The 1,066-nt window shown below is 47.7% G+C and carries 1 protein-coding gene; it reads left to right on the top strand.

Features of this window, described 5'->3' with window-relative positions:
- Positions 1–1,026 (top strand): exodeoxyribonuclease VII large subunit (xseA, locus tag B7Y67_RS19135; protein WP_293599989.1); only part of this gene is annotated, 1,026 nt, incomplete at its 5' end.
- Between the last annotated feature and the right edge of the window lie 40 nt (positions 1,027–1,066).

Genomic DNA, 1,066 nt, shown 5'->3' on the forward strand with positions numbered 1-1,066 from the left:
CGTAATGGGCAAGTCGGATTTATGCCTCAATCTGGGGATTTAGTAGAAGTCGCTGCCAATGTGGGCTTCTATGTACCCCGTGGCGACATTCAGCTCACAGTGCAAAGCATGCGACGTGCAGGCATGGGCGGTCTTTACGAAGCCTTTTTGAAGCTCAAGGCCAAGCTCGCTAAAGAAGGTTTATTTGACGCAGAGAATAAACATCCCATACCAACTCATCCGAGAGCGATTGGCATTGTTACCTCGCCACAAGCTGCGGCCTTAAAAGATGTGTTGAGCACATTGGGGAGAAGAGCGCCCCATATTCCAATTGTGATTTATCCAACGCTCGTGCAAGGACCTGATGCGCCAGCTGGAATTATTGCCGCATTCAAAAATGCTGAAAAAGAAAATACTGTTGATGTGATTTTGTTAGTACGCGGTGGCGGTAGCATTGAAGATCTCTGGGCATTTAATGATGAGCAGCTGGCTTACGCTATCTCGCAGTCATCTATCCCAATTGTGAGTGGCGTTGGTCATGAAACCGATGTCACGATTGCTGACTTTGTTGCAGACTTACGTGCACCCACTCCAACGGGTGCGGCAGAATTAGCTGCGCCACGACGCGATCAAATGCTGCAAGAGTTAGATGCCATCATGCAGGCATTACTACAAAGAGTGAGTCAGCGAGTAGAGCGTGAAGCACAAACTTTAGATCAATTGGCTTTACGCCTTAGTCATGCCTTGCCCAACCCTGACCGCATGCGTGAGCAAATCAGCGGCTGGCAAAAACGACTCAATCAAGCATGGCTGGTGAGAGTTGAAAATTGGAAACGTGATCAAAGCCATTTCCAATCCCAGCTTGAAATGCTGAACCCGCAAAGAACTCTAGAGCGAGGTTATGCAGTCATCTTGAGTAAAGAGGAGCAAGCAATGCATGCAGTAAGAGGCCCCAATGAGCTCAACACAGAAAGCGTATTTGAGTTGCGTCTGGCAGAGGGGCGGGTAGAGGTGGAGTTTTCAAAAATCAGCCACGCTGATAAATAACCACAATACATTTGCGTATATGTATAGCTATGCTATACAA

Source organism: Polynucleobacter sp. 35-46-11 (assembly GCF_002281105.1).